The sequence below is a fragment of the Roseateles sp. NT4 genome, from assembly GCF_051857475.1.
Taxonomy (GTDB): domain Bacteria; phylum Pseudomonadota; class Gammaproteobacteria; order Burkholderiales; family Burkholderiaceae_C; genus Pelomonas.
The window spans coordinates 833,091-855,501 of record NZ_JBPZGZ010000003.1; the positions used below are offsets into that span (position 1 = coordinate 833,091).

The following is a 22,411-nucleotide window of genomic DNA, read 5'->3' on the forward strand; positions in this document are numbered from 1 at the left end:
GGCGCCGGGCCGCGGGCCTGTGCGTCAGTGGAAGAACAGATACACCAGCAGCAGCACGATGCCCGGAACGCCGAGCAGCCAGGCGAGGAGGTATTTGCCCATGATGTTCTCCTGTGAGTTGAGGGTAGGAGGAGCATGGACCTGGCCGCAAGGGCGGGACAGCGGACGAGACGCGGCGCGTGCGTAGGAAGAGCGGACGCGGCCAACCCGTAGGACTGGACCCACCCGAAGACAAGGCCTGGGCCGGTGCTGCGCAGAAGGCCTAACGCTTAACCTGACGGCATTCCCTAGGCAAGTCGCCATGAGGGGTCATCGCAAAGGAGCACATCATGAACAGCGACCAAATCAAGGGCAGCATCAAGGACGTCGCCGGCAAGGCGCAACGCAAGCTGGGTGAAGCCATCGGCAGCACCGAGCAGCAAGTCAAGGGTGCCGCCACCCAGGTGGAAGGCAAGGCCCAGAAGGCCGTCGGCGACGTGCGCGAGGCCGTCAGGGACACTCGCGACAACCGCAAGATCTGATCATCCTCGCGCCAGGTCAAGCCGCCGGGCCGTTGCGCCCGGCGGCTTTTTTTGTAAACCCACCGTGCCGACGCCCAGCCGCAGATGCTGACGCCGCGTTCAGGCCGCCGGCACAGCGGCCGTGTAGCTGGCCTGCGGTCGCGGCAGCCATTCCGCCGGCACGGCCGCAGGGCTGCCCGCCAGCTTCCCGACGTAGGTCGCCAGATTGGGCCAGTCGAAGAAGCGCGCATCGGGCTCGCGCAGCGGCGAGCGGCGCCAGGCGGTCTCGGCGCCGCTGTCCAGCAGCAGGCCACCCGCGCCGGCGCGATGGCCGGCCTCGACGTCGTCCAGCGTGTTTCCCACCATCCAGGAGCGCTTCAGGTCCAGCCCATGGCGGTGGGCGGCACGGATCAGCATGCCTGGCGCCGGCATGCGGCACAGGCAGGCGGGCCGCCCTTCGCTGTCCGGCGCATGGGGGCAGACCTCGACGCCGTCGACGCGCACGGCGTGGTCGTGCAGCAGGCGCTGCAGCAGCACCTGCTGCAGGCGCGCGAACTCGGCCCGCGTGAAGCGACCGTGCGCCAGCCCGCTCTGGTTGGTGACGACGACCAGGGCGAGGCCCGCCGCCTGCAGGCGCGCCAGCGCTTCGCCGACCCCCGGCATGAAGCGCAGTTGCAGCGGATCGGTGTCGTGGGACAGGTTCTCCACGAGGCTGCCATCCATGTCGAGGAAGAGGGCGGGGCGCTGCGGGGGGCGGACGACGGATCGCTGCGGCAGGTCATGCATCGACAGAAGGCTGAACGGGTCGTGGGACATGAAGGGCATGGCCGGAGCGGTGAGTGCCAGGAGGTGGGCTGGAGCAATCGGCGTGCCCGCTGCGGGCATGGCGGTTGCCCTGAGGGGCTGAACAGGAGACCCCCATGGCGACCTCGACCCGCTCCATTGCCTCTCTGACCCTGAGTTTCGGACTCGTCAACGTGCCCGTGCGCTTGTATTCGGCGACCGAGTCCGGGGCCGACATCCGCTTCAACCTGCTGGACAAGGACGGCTCGCGGCTCAAGCAGCAGTACGTCAACGAGCGCACCCGCAAGGTCGTCGAGCGCAAGGACATGGTCAAGGGCTATGAGATCGAGGACAACCAGTTCGTCCTCTTCACGCCCGACGAGCTCAAGGAGCTGGAAGAGGGCAGCAGCCATGTCATCCAGATCGTCAGCTTCGTGCCGCTGGAATCCATCGACCCGCTGTACTACGACAAGAGCTATCTGCTGGCCCCCGACAAGCGCGGCGAGAAGCCTTATGCCCTGCTGGCAGAGGCCCTGCGCCAGTCCGGCCGCTGCGCTCTGGCCAAATGGCCCTGGAAGGCCAAGCAGTACGTGGCCCAGGTGCGGGCCAACGAGGACGGCCTGATCCTGCAGCAGCTGCGCTACTCGGCCGAGGTGAGGTCGTTGGCTGCGCTGGAGATCCCCAAGACCGCCGTCTCCAAGCCTGAGCTGCAGCTGGCCCTGCAGCTGGTGGGCCAGATCGCCGCGGACAGCTTCGACCCCGAACAGTTCCACGACGAGGAGAAGGAGAGGGTGCTCGCGGCGATCGAGGAGAAGGTCAAGGGCAAGAAGATCGTCACCTCCTCGCGCGAGGAGCATGGTCCGGTGGGCGGCGGCCAGGTCATTGACCTGATGGATGCCCTGCGTGCGAGCCTGGGCAAGGCGCCGTCGGCCAAGACCGGCACCAAGACTTCCGCCAAAGTCACGCCGCTGCCGGCGCGCAAGAAGGCCGCGGCCAAACGAACCGAGAGCGAGCCCGCGCCCAAGCGTGCACGCGCTCAGCGCTGATGGCCAGAGCCCGGCCGGCCGCCGAAGTACCGCTGGCGCGCTACAACGCCAAGCGTGATTTCAGCGGCACCGCCGAGCCCCAGGGTCGTGTCGGCCGCAAGAAGGCCAAGGCCCTGGCCTTTGTCATCCAGAAGCACTGGGCCTCGCGCCTGCATTACGACTTCCGCCTCGAGCTGGACGGCGTGATGCTGAGCTGGGCCGTGCCCAAGGGGCCGAGCTATGACCCGAAGGTCAAGCACATGGCCGTGCGCGTGGAAGACCACCCGGTCAGCTACAACCGGTTCGAAGGCGACATCCCCAAGGGCCATTACGGCGCCGGCCGCGTCATCATCTGGGACCGTGGCGAATGGACGCCGGTTGGCGATCCGCACGAGGGGCTGAAGCAGGGCAAGCTGATCTTCCAGCTGCACGGCGAGAAGCTGGCCGGCCTGTGGGAGCTGGTGCGCATCGCCAAGCCGGGCGACAAGCAGGAGGCGTGGCTGCTGCTGAAGAAGAAGGGCGATGCCTGGGCGCGGCCGAGCAGCGAGTACGACGTCGTGACGGCGCTGCCGGACAGCGTCGTCGAAACGCCGCTGGGCCTGATCGAAGCGCGCGAGGGCCGCGGCGAGACGCCGGCGACGCCCGACCTCGCCAAGGCCGTCAAGGCGGCCCTGCCCAGGACGCTGGAGCCGCAGCTGGCGACGCTGGCGACCGCCGTGCCGCCTGGCGTCGACTGGGTGGTCGAGAACAAGTTCGACGGCTATCGCATGCTGGTGCGCCTGTCGGCCGGCAAGGCCAGGCTGATCACGCGCAACGGCCATGACTGGACGGCCAAGCTCAGGCATCTGGCCGCCGAGGTCGAGCAGCTCGGCATCGCCAGGGCCTGGCTGGACGGCGAGATCGTCGTGCTGAACGAGGCCGGCGTGCCTGACTTCGGCCGCCTGCAGGACGCCATTGATGGCGCGCGCAACGAGGACATCGTCTTCTATCTCTTCGACCTGCCTTTCCTTGGCGACCGCGACCTGCGCGCCGTGCCGCTGCAAAGCCGCCGCGCCGTGCTGCAGAAACTGCTGAAGGGCCACGAAGGCCCGCGCATCCGCTTCAGCGAGGCTTTCCCGGCGGGACCGGCCGAGGTGCTGGACGCCGCCTGCCGCATCGGCCTGGAAGGCGTCATCCTGAAACGGGCCGACTCGCCCTATGTGAACCGGCGAAGCGACAGCTGGCTGAAGCTGAAATGCCAGCGCCGCCAGGAGTTCGTCGTGCTCGGCTTCACCGACCGCAGCAACTCGCCGGGCGAGGTCGGTGCGCTGCTGCTGGGCTATCACGACGGGCAGGGGCGGCTGCGGCATGCCGGCGCCGTCGGCACAGGCTGGTCATCCGTCCAGGGCAAGGCCCTGCACAAGCAGCTCGTGAAGCTGGAGACGGCCAAGCCGGCCGTGGCCCCCGAGGCGCCGCCGCCCAGCCGGCGCGGCGGTCGTTCGCGCGGGCAGGAGCGCTGGGTGCGGCCCAAGCTGGTGGTCGAGATTGCCTTTGGCGAATGGACGGCCGACGGCCATATCCGGCACGCCAGCTTTCGCGGTGTCCGCGAGGACAAGCCGGCCAGCGCCATCACGCGGGAGCAGGCCGTGACGGCAGCGGCCACCAAGCCCGCGCCCAAGGTCTCCCATCCGGAGCGGGTCATCGATGCCGCATCGGGCGTCACCAAGCTCGACCTGGCGCGTTACTACGAGAGCGTGGCCGACTGGCTGCTGCCGCATCTGCGCGAACGGCCGGTATCCCTGGTGCGCGCGCCGCGTGGCATTGCGGGCCAGCTGTTCTTCCAGAAGCATGCCGAGACGCCCATGCCCGGCATCCGCCAGCTCGATGCCGACCTGTGGCCCGGGCATGAACCGCTGCTGGTCGTCGATTCGGTAGAAGGCCTGGTGTCGGCAGCGCAGATGAATGTCGTCGAGTTCCACACCTGGAACACGACCACCGCCCACATCGACCAGCCGGATCGCATCGTCTTCGACCTGGACCCCGGCGAGGGCGTACCCTGGGCGCATTTGCAGGAAGCGGCCCTGCTGACCCGCACCATGCTGGAGGAACTGGGCCTGCGCAGCTGGCTCAAGACCAGTGGCGGCAAGGGCCTGCATGTGGTGGTGCCGCTGAAACCCAAGATCGACAACGCCCAGGCGAAGGACTTTGCCCGCGCGGTCGTCGCCCACATGGCGCGCGCCATCCCGCAGCGCTTTGTCGCCAAGAGCGGGCCCAGCAATCGTGTCGGCAAAATCTTCATCGACTATCTGCGCAACGGCGAAGGCCAGACGACGGTGGCGGCCTTCTCGGCGCGTGCCCGGCCGGGCCTGGGCGTCTCCATGCCGGTGGCCTGGGACCAATTGGCCGAGGTGAAGGGTGGTGCGCAATGGACGGTGAAGACAGCGCGTGACCACTTGTCACTGCAGAAAGTGGATCCCTGGGCCGATTTCTGGAAAAGCCGCCAGACCGTGAAGCGCTTGCCGCCACAGCGCTGACTGACGCGTCTGGGCACGCCGTTTGCCACCAGTTACGTTCAGCTCAGAACCGGGTGGCCCATGTCGACATCGATGGCGCGCTATGTCTTCTTCAACAATGCCGCAGACCGCGAGAGTGTGCGAAACGCCGGCACCATCGCCACGGCCTGTGGCGCCAGGGTGGTGGAACTCCTGCCCAAAGCCGTCCTGATGGACGTGGACGTGGACAGCCTGCCCGATATCGCCGCGCTGTTGGTGGGCTGGCAGTCCACGCCCGACAGGCGTCAGCTGCGCGGCCGAGGCCAGGCGTCCGTCGGACGCGCCACGGCGCCCTCACGGCCCGCAGCACTGGCGGCCTGAGAGCGCCGTCGGTCAGGCCGGCTCGCCGGCCAGCACGCGCTTCAGCGGCGCGCCGCTGACGGTTTCATGGCCGAGCAGCATCTCGGTCAGCGTGTCGAGTCGGTCGCGTTTTTCCTCCAGTACGCGGCGGCACTCGGCCTGGGCGCTCTCCAGCAGGGCGCGGGCTTCGTCGAGCACCGATTTCTGCACGTCGGGCCCGATCAGCTCGCGCGGCACGCCGGCCATGCTGAGCAGGCCGAAGGTCTTGCCGAAACCCAGTGAGCCGACCATGTTGGTGGCCAGTTCGGAGGCGCGCTTGAGGTCGTCGGCGGCGCCCGAGGAAGCATTGCCGAAGGCGATCAGCTCGGCCTCGCGGCCGGCCAGCATCATGGCCAGGCGGCCGCGCAGCTCGCGCTCGCCGTACAACGGTTCCTCGTTGGCGCGGGCCACATAGGTCACGCCCAGGGCCGGGCCGCGTGGCTCGATGCTGACGCGCTCGACGCTGCCGGCCTCCAGCACATGGGCCACCAGGGCATGGCCAGACTCGTGGAAGGCGATGCGGCGCAGGGTTTCGGGCGTGATGAGGTCCTTGGTATTGCTGACCTCGCCACCAAGCTGGTGGGTTTCCAGCGACTGGTAGACGCGCTCCTGGCTGACCAGCGTCTCGCCGGCCTCGGCTGCATAGGCGGCGGCGCGGTTGACGCAGTTGGCGATGTCGGCCGGCGACATGCCGGCAGCGGTGCGGGCGATGGAGGCCAGGTCGATGCCGTCCGCCGCCTTGGTCTGGCCCAGGTAGAGGCCGAACAGCTGCTCGCGTTCCGGCACGGTGGGCAGGGCGGTGCGCACGATGAGGTCGAAGCGGCCCGGGCGGCGCATGGCCTCGTCGACGTTGTCGACATGGTTGGTGGCGCCGATGACGACGACGTTGTGCAGCGCGGAGAAGCCATCCATCTCCACCAGCAGGCGGTTGATGATGCGGTTCTGTTCCTGCTCGCCGCCGCCCGTGCCGGCTTCCTTGCCGTTGCTGCGCTTGCCGATGCCGTCGATCTCGTCGATGAAGATGATGCAGGGCGCCGACTCGCGGGCCTTCTTGAACAGCTCCTTCACCTTGCCGATGCCGGCGCCATAGAACATGGAGCTGAAATAGGAGCCGTCCACGCTGATGAAGCTGGCGCCGCATTCGCCGGCCAGGGCCTTGGCCAGCAGGGTTTTGCCGGTGCCGGGCGGGCCGTCGAGCAGCACGCCGCGCGGGGCCTTGGCGCCGACGGCGGCGTACTGCTTGGGATCCTTCATGAAGGCGGCCACGCGGCGCAGGGCCTTCTTGGCTTCCTCGGCGCCGATGACGTCATCGAAACGGGTGCGGGATTTCTCGGCGAGGCGGGTGCGTTGGCCGAGTGACCCGCGCATCTGCAGATAGACCAGCGGCCCGGCCACCAGCAGCAACAGCAGGATGGGACCCAGCACACCGGCCACGCGCTCCAGGGACTGGAACAGGCGCTGGCCGCCGGTGCGGGCGTCCACGTCGATGTCGGTCAGCGCAAAGCCCTGGGCCACGCTGAGTTCGCCCAACCGGGCGCCGGTCTCATGCTTGCAGCCCAGGCCGCAGTCGATCAGCCGCGTGCTGAAGAAGTGGCCCGCGCGGTCGGTGTAGAGCACCAGGCTGCCGCTGACGCCGACGGCGGCGACGTCCTTGGCCTGCAGGGCGCGCTCGAATTCCGAGGCTTCGCGCGGGTGAGCCAGCCATTGTTCGGGCGCCTTCTCGAAGGCCAGGGCCGTCGCGTTCTTGCGCGCCTGAACCTCGCTGGCCGTGCGCTCGTGCAGCGTCGACAGGCCGAGCACGGCCAGCAGCGCGGTGGCCACGATGGCGGCAATGATGAGTTTCTGACGCAAGCCGGACGAAGGGGTGTTGCTGGCGCTGTCCATGTGTGAGGGCGATATCGGGAACTGCAGTCCGGGCAGACTAGCGGCCCGGCGCCCGCGCCGTGCGTGCGTTATCGAGGCTTGGCCGCGGCTGGGGTCGGGCAATTTGCAACACCCGTCTCAAGTGAGACATATTGCCTGGCCCACCGCGGGCGGCCGACCGCCGCCCGGCCGTGACAATCGCCGGCATCAGAAGTGGAGACGAGGGAAGCTTGACACGCACGGAGCGCGACTACTGGGTCTGTCAGCTGGCCGGTTGGGGCACCCTGGCCACCTTCGGCGTGCTGTCTTCGTCTTTCGGCGACTGGCGCGCCGGCCTGCGCTTTGCGGTCGCCAAGCTGTGCGTTTCGATGACCGGGCTGCTGCTGTCCCATACCTGGCGAGGGCTGCTGAGGCGCCGCGCCTGGATAGACCGCGCCAGCGGCCTGCCGATGGCGCGGCTGGCGGCGGGGCTGTTGGCCCTGGCCGTCATGCAGACCGGATTTCTGCTGCTGTCCGACCTGATGTTCCGCGGCGGCGCCTTTTTCGCCGACAGCGCGGACGAGCTGGCTTTCGACCTCGTGCTGCTGGTGCTGCTGTGGTTGATGGTGTTTGCGTTCTGGACGCTCTGCTACGCCGTGGCGCTGTCGCGCCGGCGGGCCGAGCGTTTCGAGGTGGAGAAGCTGAGGCTGGAGGTCAGCGTCAAGGAGGCCGAGCTGCGCGCCTTGCAGTCGCAGGTCAACCCGCATTTTTTCTTCAACTGCCTGAGCAGCATCCGCGCCCTGGTCTATGAAGATGCCGGCGCCGCGGCGCGCGCCATCAATCAGCTGGCGGGCATGATGCGGCACAGCCTGCAGGCCGGGCATCGACCCACCGCGAGGCTGGACGAGGAACTCGCCGCCGTGAACGCCTATCTGGACATGGAAAAGCTGCGTTTTGACGAGAGGCTGCAACTGGCCGTGGACGTGCCGCCCGAGCTGGGCAGCGTGATGCTGCCACCCATGGTGCTGCAGACGCTGGCCGAGAACGCCGTGCGCCACGGCGTGGAGCGCACGACCGGCTCTTGCCGCATCCGCATCGCCGCGCGGCGCGAGCCGGGGCGCGTGTGCATCACGGTGGCCAACGAGGGCCGGCTGATCACCGACAGCGCCTCGACCCGCGTCGGCCTGGCCAACGCCAGCCAGCGCCTGGCCCTGCAGTTCGGCGCCACGGCCACCTGCAGCATCGACGAGAGCGAGGGCTGGGTGACAGCCACCGTCACCTTGCCGGCAGAGGCCACGGCATGAGGGTCGCCGTCATCGACGACGAGCGCCTGGCGCGCAATGACCTGCGCCGCCTGCTGGGCGAGCATGAGGACGTGCAGGTGGTGGCCGAGGCGGCCGGCGTGGCGGAAGGTTTGCAGGCCATCCGCGCGTTGACGCCGGACCTGGTGTTCCTCGACATCCAGATGCCCGATGGCAGCGGCTTCGACCTGCTGGCTGCGCTGGATGCGGCGCCGGCCGTCATCTTCACGACGGCCTACAGCGAACATGCATTGCGCGCCTTCGACGTCAACGCGCTGGACTATCTGCTCAAGCCCATCGAACCGCAGCGGCTGGCCCAGGCGCTCGCCAAGTTCAAGCCTGCTGCACCAGCCCCGGCGGACAAGGCCCAGGCGCCGGACGGCAAGGTCTTCATCCAGGACGGCGAGCGCTGCTGGTTCGTGGCCCTGGACCGCATCGCGCTGTTCGAGTCCGAGGGCAACTACACACGGGTCTATTTCGACGGCAACCGGCCCTTGCTGCTGCGCTCGCTGAACCAGCTGGAGGCCAGGTTGGACCCGCAGCAGTTCACGCGCGTCAGCCGGCGCCACATCGTCAATCTGCGCTTTGTCGAGAACGTCGGGCCCTCGCCCGCCGGCAGCCTGGAGATGACGCTGGCGGGCGGGTTCAAGGTCGCGATGTCGCGCCGGCGCGCGGCCGAGTTCAAGCAGCTGAACCGGCTCTAGTCGACGTGCCGGCGGTTATCCGCCGGGATGCGGTCGAGCAGCAGGCCATCGGGGTCGAGCGCGACCGCCATGGGCTTCTCCTTGACCGTGACGGTCAGCGTGGACGTGCCGGCAGGCAGGCGGTGCGCGGCGCGGTAAAGCGGGCGGTCGGCGGCGGCGAACAGGGCGACTTCGACGGCTTGGTCGTCGGTGAGCGGCGTTTCCCTGCCCTTGGCATCGGCCTCGAACCTCGCCAGGCTGAGCTGCAGCGTGACGTCCCATTGCGCATCGCTGCGTGGCTTGGCCGTGGCGGCGAGTACACGGTTGTCGTAGACGACGATGCGCTCGAACAGCTCGCCGATCAGGGCCTGCTGATCGGCCGGCGCTTCGGCGCGCAGGGCCTGCAGCAGGTCCAGGCTGGTGGCATAGGGCGGGCCCTGGTAGCGCCGTTCGGCGATGAAGCGGCCCAGGGCGCGGTTGACGGCAGCTTCGCCGATGGCGTTCTTCAGCCGCATCAGCGCCAGGCTGCCCTTGCGATAGGTGATGTAGGCCTGCCCTTCGTCGCGTACCAGCGGCAGTTCGCCCACGCGTTCGGCGCCGCGGCCGCGGAAGTATTCGTCGGCGTCGAAACGCAGGATGGGCCGCAAGGCCTCGACCCCGAAGCGCTGTTTCATCGTCATCAGCGCCGAGTATTCCGCCAGCGACTCGGTGATGAGGCCGGCCCCCTGCACATTGGCGGCGATGGCCTGGTCGCCCCACCATTGATGCGCCACCTCGTGCGCGGTGACGTAGAAGACATGGTCCACGCCGCCGGGCTCGCGCAGGTCGCTGACAAAGCCCAGCGATTCGGAAAAGGGCACGGTCATCGGGAAGCTGCGCGCATAGGACTGGTACAGCGGTGTCTCGACGATGCGCAGTGCCTTGTGCGGATAGGGGCCGAAGTGCTCGCTGTTGTAGGCCAGCGCGGCCTGGGCGCCGGCCAGCATGCGGTCGACGTTCCACGCATGCCGGGGGTCGTGGAAGACGGTGATGTCGACGCCCTGCCAGCGGGCGGTCCGCGTCTGCCAGCGCCCCGACTGGAAGGACACGAAGGGCAGGATGGGCGAGGCCATCTTGTAGTGGAAGTAGCGCCGTCCGCCGCTCTCCCATTGGCGCTGCAGGTCGCCGGGGGCGATGGCCGTCTGGTCGGCGCTGGTGGAGACGGTGGCCTCGAAATCGATCAGGCCGGCAGGGACGCCGTACTGGGCCAGGTAGTTGTGCTGGCGCGCGGCGGCATCTTCCAGTGCGGGCAGGCGGTGCGGTGCACCCAGGCCGCGCGCCGAGCGGTCGCGCGGGTCGTCCAGCTCCTGCGAGGCGTCGTAGCTGAGCTTGGGGAAGAAATCCTCCAGCGTGAACAGCGTGCCGTTCTCGTGGATGCGCCCCAGTGCGCCGCTGTTGGTGAAGCCCCGCGGGCGCACCTGCACGTGGGCGTCGAGCAGCAAGGTGGCACCGGGCGCCAGGGGCTGGTCCAGCTCGATGAGCAGCACGCCGAAACGTGGGTCATCGCGCGTGACGCGGTGCGGCGGCAACTGCTCGATGACGGTGTCGGTGTCGACGTCGCTCTGGAAGAACAGCGTGGCGATGGGGGCGGTCGTGTCGTTGCGCAGCGTGTAGTGGGCGCGCAGCGTGGCGGCGCGCTGGGCCGGAAAGATCTCCACTTCGGCGCGCAGTGCGGCCAGGCTGAGCTGGGGCCGGCCCAGCAGGCCGCGGTAGGCCTTTTCATAGTCCACCCGGGCGTCGAGCCGCTGCTCGGCCGAGGTGTAGCGGTTCAGCACATGGGTGTTGTAGAAGATCCAGGCCTGCGCCGCCGTGAACGCGCCCAGGCAGGTGGCCAGCACCAGGCCCCGGCGCCCACCCAGCGCCCGCGCCGCTGCGGCCAGGCGCTGGCGCGTGGTGGGCGGCGTACCCCGCGTGCGCAGCATCTGCGCCAGGGCCAGCAGCGCGGCGGCGCCCAGGCCCCAGTACAGGGCGAACCAGGCCCAGCCCGACAGGTCGCCATAGCCATTCATGTCCGAATAGACGAGAGGGGGCAGCGACGCGAAGTTGTAGAGCCGGTCGTCCAGTCGTGCCCCCTGCAGCAGCGCGCCTGAGGCCAGCAACGCCGCGCCCGCCGCATAGCCGGCGTAACGGTTGCCGGCCATCACCTGCAGGGCCAGCAACGCCAGGCCCATCAGCACGAAATAGGCGGCATTGATGAAGGTGCCCTTCAGATAGAGCAGGGGCTGGATGTCGACACCGCCCTTGATGAGCTGGATGCCGACAGCCACCACCGCGCCAGCGCCCAGGAAGGCCAGCACCACCGCCGCCAGCGTGCCGCTGCGTGCCACCAGCGGCACCCAGTCGGGTAAAGGCAGCGCGTCGCCGACGTCGGCAATGCGCGTCTGCCGGTCGCGATGCACCAGTTCGCCGCTGTAGAACAGCAGCACGACGACCAGCACGAAGTTCATGCCGTCGCTGATCTCCTGCAGCATCAGCCGCGTCAGCGGGTAGGGCACGCTGTCGAAGCGCATGCCGCCGACCGCGTAGTTGGCGAGGAAGTTGGCCACCGCCAGCATCAGCATGACGAGGAAGGGCAAGCTCCTCAGCACGCCGCGCGCGTCAAAGCGCAGCAGCTGCCAGCATTGCGCCCAAGCCGTCGTGTTGACAAAGCGCGGCGTGATGCGGCGCGGTGCGTTGACGATGGGCGCCGCTGCCGACGGCACCGCGGCCCGGCGGCGCTGCCATGCGCGACCGGTGCCCAGCCGCTGCGGCTTGAACAGCACGACCGTGGCGGCAAACAGCCCCAGCGAGATCGCGCTCCACAGCAGGCGGTTGGCCAGCAACGCGCCGGCCAGCTCGGGCAGCCGGGTGTTGGCTTCGGCGGGCGTGAAATAGCGCGTCGCCAGCGCCAGCACGCGCACGCCGAAGGGGTCCAGCAGCGCGCCCACCGTGAAGCCGTCGGGCCGCTGGCCGAGGAAGCTGGCGGCCGACCACAGCGCCAGGAAGGCCACCACGCCGACGTAGACCATGCTCATCGAGCGTGTCGTCGCAGCCAGCAGCATCAGCAGCGCCGCCACGAACAGCAGATTCGGCACGACGAAGACGGCGAAGCTCCAGGCGTACGGCCACAGCGAGAAGTCGCCCAGGCGCTCCGGCGCGATGCCGGGCATGCGCGAGCCGATGACCATGGCCAGCGTGACGAGCGCAAACACCAGCAGGCAAGCGGCCAGGCCGGCCAGGAAGCGGCCGCCCAGATAGTCCAGTTTGCGCATGGGCGTGGCGAACAGCAGGTCGGCGATGCCGGCGTCGTTGTCGCGCAGCACGGCGCCGGCGATGAAGGCCGTGACCAGGAACATGGCCACGATGCTGAGCACGGTGAGCTGCTGGGCGATGACCGTCGGCGCATTCATGTGCAGATTGCCGATGGCCCCGCCGATGCGAAAGCTGTCGCTCCTGGCCGACAGGAAGGCGATGCCCATCAGCGGCAGGGTCGTCACCCACAGCAGCCATTGGCGCAGCTGCAGGCGCAGGTCGAAGCGAAGGAATTCAAGCCACATGCTGCACTCCTCAGGCCAGCGCGCGCAGCTGCAGGAAGTAGACGTCTTCCAGGCCGGGCACGATGGGGACGAAGCCGTCGTCGGGCTGGCGGTCCGCATAGACGTTGATCTGCGGCTTGCCGCCCACCAGGCGTGAGGACAGCACCGTGAGGCGCTGCTGGTAGTCGGCGAGGGCGGCGTCGCTGACGCTGCGCTGCCAGACGCGGCCGTAGAGTGTTTCGATGGCGGCCTGCGGTTCGCCCTCGGCCAGCACGCGGCCGGCGCCGATGATGGCCATGCGCGGGCACAGGTCGGTCACGTCGTCGACGAGGTGGGTGGACAGGATGACCACCACGTCCTCGCCGATGCGCGCCAGCAGGTTCAGGAAGCGGTTGCGCTCGTCGGGGTCCAGGCCTGCCGTGGGCTCGTCGACGATGATCAGCCGCGGCGCCCCCAGCAGGGCCTGGGCGATGCCGAAGCGCTGGCGCATGCCGCCCGAGAAGCTCGCCACGGCGCGCCTGCGGGCCTCCCACAGATTGGTCTGCTGCAGCAGCGCCTCCACCATCTCGCGGCGCTCGGCGCGCTGGGTCAGGCCCTTCAGCACGGCGAAGTGGTTGAGCAGCTCCAGCGCGCTGACCTTGGGGTAGACGCCGAAATCCTGCGGCAGATAGCCGAGCTGGCGGCGCAGCGCCTGCGGGTCCTTCAGCACGTCGACGCCGTCGAAGTGGATGCTGCCGCTGTCGGGCGTCTGCAGCGTCGCCAGGGTGCGCATCAGCGAGGACTTGCCGGCCCCGTTGGGCCCCAGCAGGCCGAACAGCCCCTTGGGGATTTCCAGGCTGATGTCGTTGGTGGCGTGGACGCCGTTGGCGTAGGTCTTGTGCAGGCGCTGGATCGAGAGCATCGCGGCGGTCTCCAAATGTCGAATACCGCCACGGTATTCAGCACCTCACGCGCGCTCCAGCCCTTCCACACCGGCGCTGCGCCGCGCTGGACGAGCGGTCTGAATCCGGGATGAGTGGCAGGCGCTCTACGCCGCAGGGCCGCGGAAAAAACAAAAGCCGCGCTGGCGAACCAGGGCGGCTTTGAAGCTTGGATTTTTTATTCTTGAATTCTTGGTGCCGGCAAGAGGAGTCGAACCCCCGACCTTCGCATTACGAATGCGCTGCTCTACCAACTGAGCTATGCCGGCCTTTGACTGAGCGTCAAGCCCGCGATTATAGCCACTATTTTGTGGAGTCGTCCAGATGGTAGCGGGTGATGCGCTCGACCTCGTTCTTCGAGCCCAGGGCCACGGCGACGCGCTCGTGCAGCTTGGTGGGCTTCAGATCCATGATGCGTTCCTGGCCATTGGTGGCCGCGCCACCGGCTTGCTCGACGAGGAAGGCCATGGGATTGGCCTCGTAAAGCAGGCGCAGCTTGCCGGGCTTGTCGGGCTCGCGCTGGTCCCAGGGGTAGATGAAGACGCCGCCGCGGGTCAGGATGCGGTGCACGTCGGCCACCATGCTGGCGACCCAGCGCATGTTGAAGTCCTTGGCGCGCGTGCCCGTGGAGCCGGCCAGGCATTCGTCGATGTAGCGGCGCATCGGCGGCGCCCAGTGGCGCATGTTGGACATGTTGATGGCGAATTCCTTGGTGTCCTCGGGAATGCGCACCTCGTCCTGGGTCAGCACCCAGGAGCCGGTCTCGCGGTCCAACGTGAACATGGCGACGCCGTCGCCCACCGTCAGCACCAGCATGCTCTGCGGGCCGTAGACGCAGTAGCCGGCCGCGGCTTGCTGCTTGCCGGGCTGCAGGAAGTCCTCGTCGCTGACGCCGCGCGAATGGCCCACCTTGCGCAGCACGCTGAAGATGGTGCCGATGGACACATTGACGTCGATGTTGCTCGAGCCGTCGAGCGGGTCGAACAGCAGCAGGTATTCGCCCTGGGGGTAGCGGTTGGGCACGACGTAGATGCTGTCCATCTCCTCGCTGGCCATGGCCGCGAGATGACCGCCCCATTCGTTGGCCTCGATCAGCACCTCGTTGGCGATGATGTCCAGCTTCTTCTGCACCTCGCCCTGCACGTTCTCGCTGCCGGCGCTGCCCAGCACGCCGCCCAGGGCGCCCTTGTTGACGGCGATGGCGATGTGCTTGCAGGCACGCGCCACGACCTCGATGAGGAGGCGCAGCTCCTGCGGGATGTGGCCGTGCTCGCGCTGCTGCTCGACCAGGTACTGGGTCAGGGAGACGCGGCTCATGCCTTCACTCCTGCCGGGCCGCCCCAAAGGAGTGAAGCGCCCCCTCGGGGGGCAGCAAATGAAATTTGCGTGGGGGTCATGCTTTCTCTCCGGAGGCCAGGGCGCGCTCGACGATCTCGCGCACGTCGCTGGACAGGTCGGGCTTGGCGGCCACACGGGCGACGGCTTCACGGGCGGCCGCGCGGTAGGGCTCGGCCAGCACCGCCCAGCGGTCCATCGCACGGGCGATGCGGCTGGCGAGCTGCGGGTTGATGGCATCGACAGCCAGCACCTGGTCGGCCCAGAACACATAGCCCGCCGCGTCGGCACGGTGGAAGGCGGCCGGGTTGAACATGCACAGCGAGGCCAGCAGGCTGCGGGCGCGGTTGGGGTTCTTCAACGTGAAGTCGGCATGCTTGGTCAGGGCCTTGGCGCGGGCGAAGACACGGCCGTTGACCTCGGGCGCGCGGGCCTGCAGTGAGAACCACTTGTCCACGACCAGGGCGTCGTCCTTGAACAGCGCGTGGAAGCGCTCCAGCGCGGGAGTGGCCAGCTCGGCGCCGGCGTTGACCAGGGCTGCCAGTGCGCCCAGGCGCTCCGTCATGTTGGATGCGTCCTTGAAGCGCTGGTAGGCCTTGCCCGGCCAGACGGTGTCGCCGGTGGCCTGCGCGTCCAGCACGAGCATGGACAGGGCCAGGTTGGCCAGGGCGCGCTTGCCGGAAGAGACCGGATCGGGCGTGTAGCCGCCGGCGATCTGGTTGGCTTCGAAGGCCGCAGCCCAGTCGTCGCGCAGCGCGCTTGCGAGCTGGGTTTGCGCGGCCATGACGGCGGCATGAATCGCTTGCGGGTCGACGACGTCGAGCTGCTCGGCGATATAGGCCTCGCCGGGCAGGGTCAGGGCCAGTTCCTTGAAGGCGGGGTCGAGCTCGGCGTGGTTGAGGATGCCGCGCATGGCCTCGATGAACACCGGGCTCAGCACCAGCGGCTGGCCGGCCCGCAGCGAATGCAGGATGCGGTTCAGCGCCAGGCGCTGGCCGGCTTCCCAGCGGTTGAACGGGTCGCTGTCGTGGCGCATCAGCACCATCAGGCCGGCGTCGGACAGGCCGTCGTCCAGCACCACGGGCGACGAGAAGCCGCGCAGCAGCGAAGGCACGGGCTCGCTGTCGATGTTCTCGAAGACGAAGGTCTGCTCGGCCTGGTCCAGCACCAGCACCTGCTCGGTGTCGCCGTTGGCGTTCAGGGCCAGAGCGACGCCGTGGCGGTCCAGCAGACCCATGACGATGGGCACGACCTGGGGCTGCTTGTCGGTCTGGCCGGGCGTGGCCGGTGTCGTCTGCGACAGGCGCAGCGTGAACGTACGCGCAGCGGCGTCATGCTCGCCGCGCAGGCTGACGCGCGGCGTGCCGGCCTGCGAGTACCAGCGCTTGAAGGTGTCCAGCCGGGTGCTGAGGGCCGAGCCGGGGTTGGCGTCGGCGATGGCCTGGGCGAAGTCGTCGCAGGTCACAGCCTGGCCGTCATGGCGCTCGAAATAGAGCTTCATGCCGGCCTCGAAGCCCTTGCGGCCGACCAGGGTCTGGTACATGCGCACGACCTCGGCACCCTTCTCGTAGACGGTAGCCGTGTAGAAGTTGTTGATCTCGCTGTAGCTGTCCGGGCGCACCGGGTGGGCCATGGCGCCGCTGTCCTCGGGGAACTGCATGGCGCGCAGCTGGCGCACGTCCTGGATGCGGCAGACGGCGCGGGCCGACGGCGTGCCGGCCATGTCCATCGAGAACTCCTGGTCGCGGAAGACGGTCAGGCCTTCCTTCAGCGACAGCTGGAACCAGTCGCGGCAGGTGACGCGGTTGCCGGTCCAGTTGTGGAAATACTCGTGGGCGACGATGGACTCGATGCGGGCGAAGTCGACGTCCGTCGCGGTCGCGGGCGAGGCCAGCAGGGCGGACGTGTTGAAGATGTTCAGGCCCTTGTTCTCCATCGCGCCCATGTTGAAGTCGGACACGCCGACCACCATGAAGCGCTCCAGGTCCAGGGGCAGGCCGAAGCGGGCCTCGTCCCAGACGATGGAGGCGATCAGCGAGTTCATCGCATGCTCGGTCTTCTCCAGGTCGCCGCGGCGCACATAGACCTGTAGCAGATGGTCCTTGCCGGCGCGGGTGCGGATGCGCTGCTCGCGTGCCACCAGGTCGCCGGCGACGACGGCGAACAGATAGCTGGGCTTGGGGAAGGGGTCGCTCCAGACCGCGAAGTGGCGACCGTTCTCCAGATTGCCGCTGTCGGTCAGGTTGCCGTTGGCCAGCAGGATGGGGAAGCGGGCCTTGTCGGCGCGCAGCGTGACCGTGTAGACGGCCATCACGTCCGGGCGGTCCAGGAAATAGGTGATGCGGCGGAAGCCCTCGGCCTCGCACTGCGTGAAGAAGCTGCCGCCCGAGGTGTAGAGGCCGGACAGGGCGGTGTTCTTCTCGGGGCAGATGGTGTTGCGGATCTCCAGCAGGAAGTCTTCGTCTGGCGGGTTGTCGATGACCAGCTCATGGCCTTCCTGACGGAAGGACACGCCGTTGCCGGCTATGAGGACGCGCAACAGGTTGAGCTCCTCGCCATGCAGGCGCAGCGGGCCGTGCTCGACCGAGCGGTTGCGCTCGACCTGCATCTTGCTCGTGACGATGGTCTTGGCCGGATCGAGATCGAAGGTCAGGTCGACCTTGCGGATCCAGAACGCCGGCTGCTGGTAATCCAGGCGTTGGATCAGGGTGGCAGTACCTTCACGCATGAGGTTTCCTTTTAATGGGCCGGTCGGTTGCCCGACAGCAGCCAGATGCCGGCCAGGCAGAGCACCAGGCCGGCGAATTGCTTGAGGCTCACGGCCTCCTTGAAGACCATCATGCCGATGATCAGCAGCGCGCCTGTGACGACGGCGGCCGACAGCACGAAGGCGCTGGACAGCGATCCGCCCGCCCGGTAGGCGAGCAGAAAGCCCAGCTCGATCAGCACGATGGCGACGGCCACGCCCCAGACCGCCCCGCCCAGCTCACCCGCGGCCTGCGCCAGGGGCGCCTGCAACGGGAAAAGCAGGAAGAGAGGCAGGCTGAGAGCCGCCGCACCGAGATAGAAGGCGATCAGCGCCAGCACCGGATGGGCGCCGGGCGCGACCTGTTTCTGCATGAAGTGGTAGAGCACCTGGCCGGTGATGGCGACGGCCATGGCCAGGGCAAAACCGGTCTTCATCAGATGCCCTGTTTCAAGGACTCGGTGATGAACTGGTCGAGATCGCCGTCCAGCACTTTCTGCGTCGCCGAGGTCTCGTAGTTGGTGCGCAGGTCCTTGATGCGGCTCTGGTCCAGCACATAGGAGCGGATCTGGTGGCCCCAGCCGACGTCGGTCTTGGTGTCTTCCAGCTTCTGCTGTTCTTCCATGCGCTTCTTCATCTCATGGTCGTACAGGCGCGAACGCAGGCGGCGCCAGGCGACGTCGCGGTTGCTGTGCTGGCTGCGGCCGTCCTGGCATTGCACGACGATGCCGGTTGGGATGTGCGTCAGGCGCACGGCCGAGTCGGTCTTGTTGATGTGCTGGCCGCCAGCGCCGCTGGCGCGGAAGGTGTCGGTGCGCACATCGGCCGGGTTGATGTCGATCTCGATCGAGTCATCCACCTCGGGGTAGACGAACAGCGACGCGAAGGACGTGTGGCGGCCGCCGGACGAGTCAAAGGGGCTCTTGCGCACCAGGCGGTGCACGCCGGTCTCGGTGCGCAGCAGGCCGAAGGCGTACTCGCCCTCGACCTTGATGGTGGCGCTCTTGATGCCAGCCACGTCGCCCGGCGTCTCGTCTTCCATCGTGGCCTTGAAGCCCTTGCGCTCGGCGTACTTCAGGTACTGGCGCAGCAGCATGCCGGCCCAGTCGCAGGCCTCGGTGCCGCCGGCACCGGCCTGGATGTCGATGAAGCAGTTCAGCGGGTCGGCCGGGTTGTTGAACATGCGGCGGAACTCGAGTTCCTCGACCTTGGCCTGCAGGGCGGCCGCGTCGGCCTCGATGGCCAGCATGCCGGTCTCGTCGCCTTCCTCGCGGCTCATCTCGAAGAGCTCGGCGTTGTCCGCCAGCGAGGAAGTCAGGTGCGTGATCGTGTCGACCACGGTTTCCAGCGTGCGCTTTTCCTTGCCCAGTTCCTGGGCGCGCTTGGGGTCGTTCCAGACGTTGGGGTTCTCGAGCGACGCGTTGACTTCGTTCAGGCGCAGGGCCTTGCGATCGAAGTCAAAGATACCCCCTTAGCGCGTCGGTACGCGCTGCGAGGTCGGCGAGGCTGTTGCCGATTTGGTTGATGTGTTCGATGTCCATGGAGGGCACGCGGGTCAAAAGGGGGAGATTTTCGCATGGCGAGCAGGCAAACTCCGGGCCGCCGGGGACGAGACTGCCGCAGGCAGCGCCCGGTGGGAGCTCCAACCACATGCGCCTGATGTCTTCATGCCGCGCGCTGGCCAACACGGCCGCGCTCGCCACCAGCCTGATCTGGGCCACCAGCCCGGCCCTGGCCGACACCGCCACGCCGCCGGTCGCGGCCAAGAAGCCTCGCGACGTCAGCGTCCACGGCGATCGCCGCATCGACGACTATTTCTGGCTGCGCGAGAAAGACGATCCCGAGGTGCAGGCCCATCTGAAGGCAGAGGCGGCCTACGCGGAGGCCTGGTTCAAGCCCCATGAGGCGGCCACCGAGAAGCTGTTCGAGGAGATGAAGGGCCGCGTGCAGCAGCGCGACACGGCCACGCCGCAGCGCCAGGGGCGCTACTGGTACAGCTCCCGCACCGAGGTGGGCCTGCAATACCCCATCTTCTTCCGCCGCGCGGCCCAAGGCCCCGAACGGGCCGACAACCCGCAGGCGCCCGAGCAGCTGCTGCTCGACATGAACGAGCTGGCCAAGACGCGCAAATTCGTCAACCTGAACGGCATGGCCGTCAGCCCCGACGACAAGCTGCTGGCCTATGGCGTGGACAGCAGCGGCGCCCGCGACTTCGAGCTGCATGTGCGCGACATCGCCACCGGCGAGGACCGCGTGGTGTCGACGACGCCGCATGCCGATGCCTTCGTCTGGGCGACCGACAGCAAGACGCTGTTCTACATCCGCCACAACGAAGCCCGCCGCTCCCACCAGTTGTGGCGCCACCGCCTCGGTGCGACGGCGGGCGACGTGCTGGTGCACGAGGAGCCCAGCGAGCTCTTCAACCTGGGGCTGATCAAGTCCCTGGACGGCCGCACGCTGATGCTGGGCTCGATGTCCAAGGACACGCTGGACTGGCGGGTGCTGCCGGCCGACCAGCCGCAGGGCCGCTGGCGCGAGGTGCTGCCGCGCGTGGACGGCCAGCAGTCCGCCGTCACGCCTTTTGGCCGCGAAATGCTGGTGCGCATCAATGACCGTGGCGTGAACTACCGGCTGCTGCGGCTGCCGATGAAGCCAGGGCAGGGCGCCCTGCTCAACGCCAGGGATCTGCGCAACGCGCGTGAGCTGATCGCGCACCGCGACGACGCCATGATCGAGCAGGCGATGGTGTTCAAGACCCATGCCGTGGCCCAGATCCGCGAAGGCGGCTCGGTCAAGCTGCGCATCTATCCCTTGGCCGGCGGCCCCTCGCGCGAGGTGGCGTTCAACGAGGTGGCCTACAACGCCGTGCTCGGCAGCCAGCGCGAGTTCGATGCCCCGCGGGTGCGCTTTGCCTACAACTCCCTGACCACGCCGACCAGCACCTACGAAGCCGACCTGGCGACGGGCAAGCTGGAACTGCTGAAGGTGGCGCCGGTGCAGGGTGGCTATGACGCCAGCCTCTATGCCAGCGAACGCGTCTGGGTGACGGCGGCCGACGGCACCAAGGTGCCGGTCAGCCTGGTCTACCGCAAGGACAAGCGCAAGAGCGGTCCGCAGCCGCTGCTGCTCTACGGCTATGGCAGCTACGGCTTCCCCAACGACCCGCGCTTTGCCAGCTCGCGCCTGTCGCTGCTGGACCGCGGCGTCATCTATGCCATCGCCCACATCCGCGGCGGTGGCGACCTGGGACGGCGTTGGTACCTGGACGGCAAGCTCGGCAAGAAGATGAACACCTTCACCGACTTCGTCGCCTGCGCCGAGGCCCTGGTGGCCCAGGGCTATACCCAGCCCAGCCAGCTCGTCATCCAGGGCGGCAGCGCGGGGGGGCTGTTGATGGGGGCCGTGACCAATCTGCGCCCCGACCTCTTCAAGGCTGTGGTCGCCCAGGTGCCCTTTGTGGACGTCATCAACACCATGCTGGATGCCAGCCTGCCGCTGACGACCGAGGAATACATCGAATGGGGCAACCCGAACAAGGCCGATGAGTACGCCTGGATGCGCGCCTACAGCCCCTATGACAACCTGAAGCCCGCGGCCTATCCGGCCGTGCTGGCCAAGACCGCCATCAACGACAGCCAGGTGCCCTACTGGGAGGCGGCCAAATACGTGGCCAAGCTGCGCACGCTGAACAGCAGCAGCGGCCCGGTGCTGTTCGACATCAACATGACGGCCGGCCATGGCGGCGCCTCGGGCCGCTTCGACGCCCTGAAGGAAACGGCGCGCACCTATGCCTTCATGCTGCAGCAGTGGGGACTGCTGGAGTGAGCGACACCTACTGGCGCCGCACGCGCCGGCTCACGGTCAAGCTGTTGCTGGCCTGGGCCGTCGTCGCGTTCGCGCCGGTGTTCTTCGCCCGCGAGCTCAGCGTGGAGGTGTTCGGCTGGCCGCTGGCTTTCTGGCTGGCTTCGCAGGGCGCGCTGCTGGGCTTCTGCGCCATCGTTGTCATCTATGCCCGCGCGATGGACAGGCTGGAGGCCGAGCCGCCTGTGGAAATCAGCGAACCGCCGCCTCGCCCCTGAACAGCCGCCGCGTCTCGGCCTCGCCGACGTGGCGCTGGTAGATGGCGACGACCCGGCCCTCGCGCTTGAGCATCTCCAGGTGGCGGGTCAACTGCTGCAGGTCGTCGTCGGCCACATGCTGGCGGTTCACATAGATGCCGATGGGCTCGGGCAGGGACTCGGGCAGGTCCACGAGGGTGATCTGCGCCGGCAGCAGGCCGTCCTGGCGCTGCTTGACGTGGATGACGCTGGGGATCAGCGCCGCCCGGATCCGGCCGGCGCTCAGCTTGGCGGCGAGGTTGTCGAAGTCGGACGATTGTTCGGCCTGGCGCGAGACCAGCATGGCGTTGATCAGCTCATCCAGCTTCGGGCTCAGGCGCACGCCGCGCACGACGCCGAGCTTGAGCTCGGGCATGCGGCGCAATTCGTCCAGCGTGCGCGGCACGGGCTCGCCAAGCACGATGAGGTCCTGCTCGGCATAGGCATAGGGCAGGAACTGGCCGATGCGGTCGCGGTCGGGGGCGCGCATGACCGAGGTGATGATGTCCAGCTGGCCCTGCTCGAACTCCAGCAGCACGCGGGCGCGTGGGCGGCCCACCAGCTTGAGCTTGCAGCCGCTGCGCTGCGACAGCTCGGCGATCAGCTCGGGCACGATGCCCATCCACAGGCCGTCGCGCTGGTAGGCGCCGTAGCCGAGCTCGGACACGCCGACCTGCAGCTCGCGTGAGCAGGCCATCGCGCCCTGCGCCAGGGCCAGCGTCAGCAGGCAGAAGAGGGCTCGGGCCAGCCGCATG

17 protein-coding genes and 1 tRNA gene are annotated in these 22,411 nt (G+C 68.2%); 8 read left to right on the forward strand and 10 right to left on the reverse strand.

The annotated features are described in order from the left end of the window. The first annotated feature begins 329 nt into the window (after window positions 1–329). Window positions 330–521 (forward strand): CsbD family protein, encoded by a 192-nt coding sequence (locus ACS5PN_RS22830; RefSeq protein WP_439466303.1) that lies wholly within the window; start codon window positions 330–332, stop codon window positions 519–521. Window positions 522–620: 99 nt separating this feature from the next. On the opposite strand, the gene ACS5PN_RS22835 is transcribed toward ACS5PN_RS22830, so the two are convergent. After that, window positions 621–1,325, reverse strand: a complete 705-nt coding sequence (locus tag ACS5PN_RS22835; protein ID WP_439466304.1) for a D-glycero-alpha-D-manno-heptose-1,7-bisphosphate 7-phosphatase — start codon at window positions 1,323–1,325, stop codon at window positions 621–623. 95 nt (window positions 1,326–1,420) lie between these two features. Here ACS5PN_RS22835 and ACS5PN_RS22840 point away from each other — a divergent pair, with 95 nt between their 5' ends. From ACS5PN_RS22840 to ACS5PN_RS22850, 3 genes are read left to right on the forward strand one after another with little or no spacing between them, the layout of a single operon-like run. Beyond that, window positions 1,421–2,329, forward strand: a complete 909-nt coding sequence (locus ACS5PN_RS22840) for a Ku protein (RefSeq protein ID WP_439466305.1) — start codon at window positions 1,421–1,423, stop codon at window positions 2,327–2,329. Continuing rightward, the gene (gene ligD / locus ACS5PN_RS22845) at window positions 2,329–4,821 is read left to right on the forward strand and encodes a DNA ligase D (protein ID WP_439466306.1); all 2,493 of its coding nucleotides are present in this window, start codon (window positions 2,329–2,331) and stop codon (window positions 4,819–4,821) included. Before ACS5PN_RS22840 ends, ligD begins: the two co-directional genes overlap by 1 nt. Before the next feature lie 60 nt (window positions 4,822–4,881). Further along, window positions 4,882–5,160 (forward strand): hypothetical protein, encoded by a 279-nt coding sequence (locus ACS5PN_RS22850; RefSeq protein ID WP_439466307.1) that lies wholly within the window; start codon window positions 4,882–4,884, stop codon window positions 5,158–5,160. Window positions 5,161–5,172: 12 nt separating this feature from the next. Here ACS5PN_RS22850 and ACS5PN_RS22855 read toward each other — a convergent pair whose 3' ends face one another. Continuing rightward, window positions 5,173–7,062, reverse strand: a complete 1,890-nt coding sequence (locus ACS5PN_RS22855; RefSeq protein ID WP_439466308.1) for an AAA family ATPase — start codon at window positions 7,060–7,062, stop codon at window positions 5,173–5,175. A gap of 209 nt (window positions 7,063–7,271) precedes the next feature. On the opposite strand from ACS5PN_RS22855, the gene ACS5PN_RS22860 reads away from it, so the two are divergent. After that, complete coding sequence (locus ACS5PN_RS22860) at window positions 7,272–8,324, forward strand: sensor histidine kinase (protein WP_439466309.1); 1,053 nt, start codon at window positions 7,272–7,274, stop codon at window positions 8,322–8,324. After that, entirely contained in the window at window positions 8,321–9,025 is a 705-nt protein-coding gene (locus ACS5PN_RS22865) for a LytR/AlgR family response regulator transcription factor (protein ID WP_439466310.1), read from the forward strand. Before ACS5PN_RS22860 ends, ACS5PN_RS22865 begins: the two co-directional genes overlap by 4 nt. Here ACS5PN_RS22865 and ACS5PN_RS22870 read toward each other — a convergent pair. From ACS5PN_RS22870 to prfB, 7 genes are all read right to left on the reverse strand, one after another. Then, entirely contained in the window at window positions 9,022–12,579 is a 3,558-nt protein-coding gene (locus ACS5PN_RS22870) for an ABC transporter permease/M1 family aminopeptidase (protein WP_439466311.1), read from the reverse strand. The two genes, ACS5PN_RS22865 and ACS5PN_RS22870, sit on opposite strands and share 4 nt — an antisense overlap. Window positions 12,580–12,589: 10 nt before the next feature. After that, window positions 12,590–13,459, reverse strand: a complete 870-nt coding sequence (locus ACS5PN_RS22875; protein ID WP_439466312.1) for an ABC transporter ATP-binding protein — start codon at window positions 13,457–13,459, stop codon at window positions 12,590–12,592. A gap of 212 nt (window positions 13,460–13,671) precedes the next feature. Next, window positions 13,672–13,747 (reverse strand) — tRNA-Thr (locus ACS5PN_RS22880). A gap of 34 nt (window positions 13,748–13,781) precedes the next feature. Continuing rightward, window positions 13,782–14,795 (reverse strand): class 1 fructose-bisphosphatase, encoded by a 1,014-nt coding sequence (locus tag ACS5PN_RS22885; RefSeq protein ID WP_439466313.1) that lies wholly within the window; start codon window positions 14,793–14,795, stop codon window positions 13,782–13,784. A gap of 76 nt (window positions 14,796–14,871) precedes the next feature. Next, window positions 14,872–17,541, reverse strand: coding sequence for an aminopeptidase N (pepN, locus tag ACS5PN_RS22890; protein ID WP_439466314.1), 2,670 nt, complete (start codon window positions 17,539–17,541; stop codon window positions 14,872–14,874). A gap of 11 nt (window positions 17,542–17,552) precedes the next feature. Then, window positions 17,553–17,996: a hypothetical protein gene (locus tag ACS5PN_RS22895; protein WP_439466315.1), complete on the reverse strand. Its 444-nt coding sequence runs from the start codon at window positions 17,994–17,996 to the stop codon at window positions 17,553–17,555. Continuing rightward, window positions 17,996–19,100 (reverse strand): peptide chain release factor 2 gene (prfB, locus tag ACS5PN_RS22900; RefSeq protein ID WP_439466316.1). Its coding sequence is split into 2 segments (ribosomal slippage): window positions 17,996–19,018 and window positions 19,020–19,100, totalling 1,104 coding nucleotides; the frame shifts between segments, so codons are not numbered across the junction. Before prfB ends, ACS5PN_RS22895 begins: the two co-directional genes overlap by 1 nt. Before the next feature lie 118 nt (window positions 19,101–19,218). Here prfB and ACS5PN_RS22905 point away from each other — a divergent pair. Then, window positions 19,219–21,384, forward strand: a complete 2,166-nt coding sequence (locus ACS5PN_RS22905; protein ID WP_439466317.1) for a S9 family peptidase — start codon at window positions 19,219–19,221, stop codon at window positions 21,382–21,384. Then, entirely contained in the window at window positions 21,381–21,638 is a 258-nt protein-coding gene (locus tag ACS5PN_RS22910; protein ID WP_439466318.1) for a DUF4212 domain-containing protein, read from the forward strand. Before ACS5PN_RS22905 ends, ACS5PN_RS22910 begins: the two co-directional genes overlap by 4 nt. Here ACS5PN_RS22910 and ACS5PN_RS22915 read toward each other — a convergent pair. Beyond that, the gene (locus tag ACS5PN_RS22915; RefSeq protein ID WP_439466319.1) at window positions 21,613–22,410 is read right to left on the reverse strand and encodes a substrate-binding periplasmic protein; all 798 of its coding nucleotides are present in this window, start codon (window positions 22,408–22,410) and stop codon (window positions 21,613–21,615) included. The genes ACS5PN_RS22910 and ACS5PN_RS22915 overlap by 26 nt on opposite strands. Window position 22,411 lies beyond the last annotated feature (1 nt).